Genomic DNA, 8620 nt, shown 5'->3' with positions numbered 1-8620 from the left:
AACAAGAAGCAGGAGCAGCAAAACAAGAAGCAGGAGCAGCAAAACAAGAAGCAGGAGCAGCAAAACAAGAAGCAGGAGCAGCAAAACAAGAAGCAGGAGCAGCAAAACAAGAAGCAGGAGCAGCAAAACAAGAAGCAATAAGAACAGCTACAGAGGTAACTAAGGTTAAAGAAATAGCAATTGATGCACATGCGCGTACAGATGAGCTACGTCGGCGTACAGGGGTAGTGGATGTGGTGGATTGCTTGATTGGCATAGCTAAGAATTTTAGGGTTAGGGAGAGAGCGGATAAACTTCTTCGTGAATTGGTAGGTGCCGCTAAGTTTGGCTCATATGTAGTTAAGGATTTGTATACTGGTTTACAGACTATTAGACAGGTTTATGATGAGGTTGCTACAGAACACGAAAATGCAGGAGAGTACAAAGAGGCAGAATCTATAAGGCAAGAAAAGCCTAGCGCGATAAAAGTGGGAAAAATGGATCAGGCCATTGGTATAATTAAGAGAAATCTTGATAAAGTAAGTATAGTGCGGCCTTCTGGGAAAGATGAGTATCACATTTTACAAATATATGGTATTAAGGGGACAACAATTAGATATGCAGAAGATAATGGAGATAACCATGTTGCTGGTTATGGCGAGATTAAGCTTGATGAATCATTTATAATTAATGGTGGATTTATATTGATTGTAGAAGAAGGGGTAATTAAGAGTGAAAAATTAGAAGGTAACTTATTAAGTGAAACAGAGCAGAAAGCAATTAAGAATGTTGGTGGAACTGGTATAGATGCTAACAATAATAGCAACAGCGGCACAAGCAGCAGTGCAAGCAATAGCGCAAATAGCAATACCGATAATACAAATAGCAATAGTAATACAAATAATGGTAACAACAATGGTGACAATGGCAATGCAAATAATAATAACGGCGGCAATGGCGGCGCAGGTTCAGTCGCAGGAAATAATCCGGGAAGTACCAATTCAGGGGCTAGCGATGCAGATGCAACAGGAGCAAATGCTCCGGCAAACACCGGTATTCAGGCAGCCGGTGATGACATGGGCCATGGTGGAGCAGCTGCTGGGGTTGCCGCTTCGTCCGCGGCTCCTTGCGACGCAACCGGGACAGTAAAAATAGGGGATGTGGAAGGTCTTTCTTCTGTTCTCAAAATAAGCAATGGCCTTAGCCCTCCGGAAGCTATATTCGCCGAACTTGCCAATACCTTCCGCAGTTTAGCCAATCAGTTAGAATTAAGATTGCTTCGCTCCGCTCGCAATGACACCGATCTCCGTAATGCAATAGATGTCCTTAATAATTCCGCCAGCGCCTTAGAGAACCTCACGAAAAATCAGAAAGCGGCTATAAATTTGCTGAATTATCTTATTCAGCTTGGTTCAAGTGATAAAGCTGTCCGCCGCGAAGATGATATCGTTGCGCCTCTTGTTAAAAAGCTTATGAACGCTATCGCATTACGCGGATTAGGACGTTTACGCGGAAGCGAGCTTCGCTTTGCCCATCGTCTTATGAATAGATTTGGGCTTTCTGTGTCACAGTTTGAAGCTGTGTTTGTATTACTTATTCAGTTAACCAATACATTTGAGGCGTTAAGAGAATATGCCTATGTAAGAGGCGAATTGGAAGCAAGAGCAGCGGCAGATGCTGTTGAAACAGCTGAATCCATCAGCGATCAGACGGTTGTAGCAGAGAATAAAGACAAGGCCAAGAATACCTTTGACATATTGAATAACGTATTCGATATCTTAAATAATTCTGTAGGCAGATACGCATCAGACGGTGGGTTAGCGATAAACGCGATAAAGATTGAGCTTGGGGCAATTCGAGCGGGCCTAAGCAGTATAGTTGAGATGGCGGCAAGCGTATTTAGGGTGATTAGCGGATTGTCATTACCGGGTGTGCAGCGCAGGGCCAATAACGCCTTACCGGATTCTGGCAGGTTCCCATATAGAAATGGCCATGAAAACGCTTTCTTCTTGCCGGTTCAAGATGCCAACTTAAAGGATGCTTTAGCTGAATTGGCAGGGTGCCTATTTGGTTCAGGCCGCAGTTTAATCGCTTCCGTAAGAAAAGCCTTAGGCGGTATTTCCAAGTCCGAAGTAAAAGAAGCTAAATCACTGCCGATATCCCAGACAAACATTGATAAGTCGATTTTCTCATTGGCTCCTCCATTGGTTAAGATTGTGCGTTTTGTGGTAAATGCAATTAACCAATTAGCCACGGGAGGAAAAAATGTTAAGTCCAATAAAAATTCAGGAAATGAGGGAAACAATGGCAGAGTTAGACAATCAGTACAGAATTCGCCGGTTGCAGGAGATGAGACAGATAGTTCAATTGGAGATGTTGAATCTAAAGAGCATGTTGGCAGAGAAGCCGGTAAATTAAACCGTTTTTATACAAGATTAGTTAATTATCCGGCCAAGCTTGGCGCACGCCTTGTGCGCGGCCCGCCTGCGCAGCTTATCAATGCCTTAATAGCTGCCGCAGTGCTATTTGGCCTTTCCGCTTTAGCTCCTCAAACCCTAATAAATTCCATACATAACACCTTAACTAAGCCGCAGGCTATTCTTTATTTAACAGGAATAGCATTCGCGGCTATTATTATTTCAACCTTAACCACTACCTTAAAAGGAGGTGTGCTATGTCTCCCATTAAGCTCGAAGCCATTAAGATTCACCACATCATCGATTCCACAAGCGACTACTCAACCTTTGCCGCAGCCCGTGAGCACGGCAGTAACAAGATTAGGATCTTCCTGGTTAAAGATTCAGGCTCCGTCTATGCCCATAATGCCCAGGCAGATGCATGGAAAGAGCTTGTCGGTTCGGTCGCCGACCATATCAGGTATTGTATCAGCCGCGCCCGCCAGAACGTTCCAGTCTATAGGGTCAATACAGTCGAAACTAACTAATTCAGCAAGATTTAGCCCTGGCTCAACCAGGTCTATTCAACCTACCGTGGCAGGTTGGTTTGTGTTAGCGTTGGTCGGGGCTATTTTATTTGTTACCCAGCCGCTGCTTACATTAGGGATACTTACCGTGGCAGGTATCTCCTTAATCGAGCCGGCTATTGTTGTTCCTGGAGGCCTCTTGAGAAATTCCCTCCTCCAGAGCAAGAACCTCAAGGGGTCTCCGGAACAACTGATAACAAGAGAAGTTTCTCTTGACGGCGGTAACATTGCTATTAAGACGACTAAAGAGCTAGGCCTGGATAGCGCGGAAGTGGTCGCAATCATTAGACAGATCAACGCTTTGGCAGGATTACCCGAAGAAGACGGCGTAGATCATAACTTACTGATTAAGAAATTAATTACCGGCCAGCCAGATAAAGGTTTTGCGCAACAGAGTAGAGTATGGTTTGCCATCAAAGACAATGCCTATGTAGGGTATGTAATTGTAGAGGATGTAGATTTAGAGGCCTTGAGTAATGTTTCTCTTATTCCTTACATAGCAGTTTCACTCAAAAATGGGGGGATCGGGACTAAATTATTAGAAGCAGGTTTAAGGCATATTAAAAATGTTGAGAAGAAAAAATGGGCATTGTTGTGGGTTAGAGAAGACAATAAAAAAGCAGTTCGGTTCTATAAAAAATTTGAAGAGAAGGCAGCAGATAGTTTAAAAGTAAGGGTAATGCTAAAAGAAGCAGATAAAGCTCTAGTTGGCGGAGTAGAGAGGTTTAGGGTACGTTTTGATTTAGAAGCAAAAGGTGAGCTGATTATCGCCGACGGCGGAGTGCTAGAAGATAAATTTGACTTCAATGCAGCATTAACAGAAATAAATAAAGCGAATCAAGAAAACAGGCTTTATCCGATAAAGAGGCTTATACAAGCATCCAAGAAATTAACCGGGGAGTCAATCTGGTTCAATGACGGAAGATATGAAAATATTGAAAAAGGATTTTCTGAAAAATATGATTTATTCAAAGAAGCGCTTGAGGAAGCCGGAGAAGAGGGGAGGGCTTATCCCCAAGAAACTTTTAACATAATATCACGAGGAATAGATTCATTAAGAGTAATCATTAACGCGGAAGAGATCCGGGGGCTGGAGGAAAAGTTGGGGCATCTCAAAAAATCCGAAAATGTGCAGGGCGCAGCAGCCGCCGTTGGGACATTTCAAGACACAGTAATGACATTGAAATATTCATTAAAAGATTTCGCAAGGGCAAAAAAGGTAAGGGAATTCAGGAACGCCATCCGTAAACAATATATTTTATATGAAAAAGTAATCGCGGAAGCTAATAGGCGCAAAGAGATTTATCCCCCAGAAGTTACTACAGAGATATCGAGAGAATCGAATATGTTATTTAAATATTTTGTGGGTAAAGAAAGTAACTCGATGTTATTACAGGAGGTTTCTGAACAGCTTAAGCTTCGGGATGAGGTTTTCAATAACCTCATAATAGAGGGCAAGAAGTTTGTCGTAGCTACGCCGGCGGGGAAGGTTTCCGAATACGCTCTCCCAACCTCCAATATCAGAGAAACTTACCTTTATATCCTGAAAAGCATAATCGCAAAACCTTTATCAATAAAAGAAGCCAAGAAAATAGATTTTGGTTTCTATCTACAATTGATATTGATAGCAACTGCGATGGGGATTAAAGAAAAAGCGTATGGGATAATAAAGGAAAGTTTTAGCATTAACGCCGGCAATAAAGATATATATAAAGCAGTGATGAAGAAATATTTTTACGAATCCAAAGATGTCTCAACTGAACTCAAATCCGCCGTTACCCGGATAATTAATACCGGCGAATGGCCGCAATTAAGCGGGAAAAATATAGCCGATATAGTTAAACAGGTTAATAACGCTGAAATTATAGGCAGGATTTTAGAAGGGCATTGGAAGGTGTTTGACGCCCAAACTGAAAATGAAAAAATAAAAGGGCTTAATGCTATGACCAAAGCAGAAGGCGTAATCGAAGATTACTATGCCGGGTTAATAGAGATCTTTTGCGGTAAAAATGAAAGCCTGTCTTTAGAGAAATTCATTGTATTAAATAGACATCTCGGTCCGCTTTTGGCAAATATCTATCCTGATGTTCCCGCTTATCGTGAAGCCCATAAGAAAGCCCTGCTGCGCGTGATGGCAAGACAGGTTGAGATAAAAGCATTTAAAGATATCGGCAGTAAATTAAACTATCACCCTCAGGTAATTGATTTTATGCGCAAGCGAGGAATATCTCTAAGCGGTAATTCTGTTGTTGTATGCAATAAACAAGGACAGGCCGTTGGTTTTGTCGATGTGGATGAAGACAGGGGTAATCCTTTGGCGCTTGAAGTATCATTCCTATTTGTTGCTCCCGATTATCAAGGGCACAGAATATCAAATTTATTATTTATTGGTTTAATTAACAACCTGAAGAGCCGTAAAGGGAGAGGTATTCTATATGTAAAAGGCAAGATAGCTAAGCCCATGCAATTTACGTTAGATCGGTTAGATAAAAATAGTTTTTCTGCTGAATCTCGCGTGCCATCGACAAATACGGAAACAGGAGGTTTTAGCGCATTAAAGGCGGCATTAAACGCGGGAGCAGAGATTGTTGACGCGCGTTTAATGCTTTGCGGGCCGGAAGAAAACCTGCTTTCCGCGGCGGTGGATATAGAATTTAACCTGAAAGCGATAAATGCGCGAATGCTCCCGCTTCAGATTTCAATGGAAGATATCAGGGGCGCGATTATTAAGAAAATCGGCAGAGGCAGGATATTAAAAGAACTTCAAAGGTTAAAGGAAGAAAGATCCGCTGAAAAGATTAACCGCGCTTTGGACGGCGGCCTGCTAAGTAAAGATGCCCCAAGAATAATCAGCCAAGAGATTATAAACAAATTGCACAAAGAAGTTATCGTTGCTCGCGGGAGAGAGCTAGATGAAACAGGCAATCCAAATTCTCCTTCTTACTTAGGTTTAAGAACAGAGAAGGTGGTTATAGGTACCAGAGAAAATTTAAAACTCGTTGATCCAAAAGATATTCCTCGCAGTATGGAAGAATATATAGATTGGCTTAATACGATGTGGATAAAAGGCAATACTAAATTAGAAAATCTTCTGGTAGAAACTTTTTATAAGTTTATTATTATACATCCTTATAATAATGGAAACGGCCGCACAGCGAGTAAGCTGGTAGATATAATTCTTATATCTAAAGGATATTATCCGCTTAATCTTAAAACTACAATTAATCAATATAAGTTAGACGGTTTGAGCATTGTGGGACGATATAGAAAAATGAAGGATTTAGTGCAGTTGCTTAAAGCATTGGAGGCTGCCGATGAAAAATCCGTTGAGGAAGGTAAGTATGTTTTATTGACACAATTCTTCAAAGAACGTTTAGAACCTTTAGCGCAGGAAAGAGGAGAAACCAAGTCCAATGATGGCGGCAATAGGGTAGTAGATTTTATAAAGAAAGTTCCCGCGAAAGTCTGGCTTTGGATCCTCGCGCTTGCTTCACTTTTATTATTCACTGCGCCTACGGTAAAAGGTGCTCTAGCTGCCCCGGCCCTGGCGGCGGGGGGGGCGGGGATAGTTGTTATGTCTCCTATCATGGCAGGAATTACAGGGATCATTGTTTTAATTGGTATTATTTCTTATTGGAGATTGGGAGCAAGAAAAAATAGAACCGTCCTCAATTTTGCTGGAATTCGAGATTCTATCAGAAAGTTCAGCAGACAGGAAGGCGTATCTGATTTAATTAGCGTCATTATTCTTTTGTCAGGATCGGCTTTAACAGCTCTGCCCATAGTGATTGCAATAATGCATTTGCCACATGAACTTCTCCATTATGCCATATTTGAACCGTTAACATATGATGCGCATAAATTTAATGGTTTAATATTGAATCCTTCTATGGATCCGTATGGATTGATAGGTAAGATTTTGCCTTTTGTTGAAACCGGGGCCCCTGAACAGTTTGCTTCCGGACTTGCAGCGCCTTTAGCTGTCCCGAATTATAGTATCCAAAGACACCAGGTCTATCTTCCGCGGGAGATTAGTGAATTATTGAGTAATTTTGTGCCCAATATATTAGATTTAACAATAAGTTTTTATTTAATACGTTTAGTAATTAAAAAATTTAATATGAAAAGAATGTTTCTTGCGGGGATCGGAATCGGCAGTTTCATATTTACCCTTGTGTATATGCTAAAGGATATCCTTGGGCTTTTGTTTCTTGAAAGACCTATCGTCGCTGATTTTTCTGTGGGAACAACGATCTTCTGGAGTTCGATATTAAAAGTTATACCATATGATATCTCGGATCCTTATTGGGGATTACTTACAATTCCATCGGTAATAATAATTATATTTATTAGCTGGAAGCTTTCAGGAGTATTTGGGCCTCGAATTAATCTTTATAAGTCATTATTTGGCAATCCCGAAGAGAATAATTCAGGGAAGATGGAATCGAAAGAAATTAAGGCGGGAGAAGATGCTTTCTTAAAGCGCGATGGCGGATCAATATATAGAGATATTATGATTAAGGACGGCGGGTTGCTTAGGGCGGGGCCGGTGTCTAGTGAACGTGCTTGTGGCGATATTGATCAATTCCAAACCAAATTAAGATTACCAGGCAGATTATGGTTAAAGTTATTAAAGCAGTCATTTCAATCCTCCTTAGGATCTTTTGTTGGACATACAAAAATAGCCGCTATTAAAGAAGAAAGCATTGCAGAAAGAAAAAATAATTTCCACAGAGCGGTTGCTTTAGCAAAAGCTTCTGAAATAAATAAGGCAATTACTAATGCCTGGAATAAATTTATTAACGCTTTTGCAATTAACTGTCTGCGTGAATCTGTCCAAAACACATCTTCTTCCATCAAAAATAAATTAGCATATACCATTAAATTTGTCAATGGCAATATTTTTGTTATTTTCTATCCCATGATGAAAACCGCGGGCATAGTTATCTTCGGTCTGCTGCTTACGGCCACCCCAGCCCTGGCGGCAGAAGGGGTGGCGATGAATGATGTTTGGAGTTTCTTTGTGATTACAGCCGTAATTATGATTATGGTAATTATCATTCGGCTGCAAAATGGCGAATGGAAATTATTCGCAGATTCGGAACAGGTGAAGATGGAATTCACCAAAGATTTACTGCGGATTAAGACAGAAAAGGCCGCTCGGCAGATATTAGAAGATACCGGTTTATCTGATGTATCGATACTTGTTTTAAAACGCCCGGAAAACATCAGGAAATTAATCAATGCATATCGCAAGCAGATATATGAATCTTTGCCTAAAACGATGGTTTCAAAAGTCAAGTTTATGGAAGAAGAATATAAGATCCCGCCCGAAATCACTGTATCAGACAAATTCTACGTGAGCCTTTTAATTAAATCTGAAAAAGAAATAAGAAATATTTTATATAGAGAAGAGGTATGGGATATAAGACATGAGCATGATGAGTACAAGAGAAAGAGAAAAGAAAAAAATAATCAAAATAACCTAAATGCGAAATTTGCCATGTTTACTATTTTATCTGTCTCTGCCGCTTGGTTTGTCACCCCAGTTCTTGCCCATCCAGCCGATGTACATCAAGATGATGCGGTTAACCTGGATTCTTATAACGCTATCGATCAAAACTCGAACGCAGGAAATGATGTAATATCTAATGAAAT

General features: G+C 40.8%; 1 protein-coding gene (running past one end of the window). It reads left to right on the top strand.

Annotated features, from left to right (window positions below; translation table 11 throughout):
• On the top strand, positions 1-8620 hold part of the coding region annotated (locus tag PHG87_07270; protein ID MDD5477974.1) for a GNAT family N-acetyltransferase (this coding region is incomplete at both ends). 45539 nt of the annotated region lie beyond the right edge of the window; 8620 of 54159 annotated nt are visible.

Source organism: Candidatus Omnitrophota bacterium (assembly GCA_028716245.1).
Lineage (GTDB): Bacteria > Omnitrophota > Gorgyraeia > Gygaellales > Profunditerraquicolaceae > UBA6249.
Note: the sequence above shows the minus strand (reverse complement) of the source record. Positions and strands in the feature narration are given on the sequence as shown.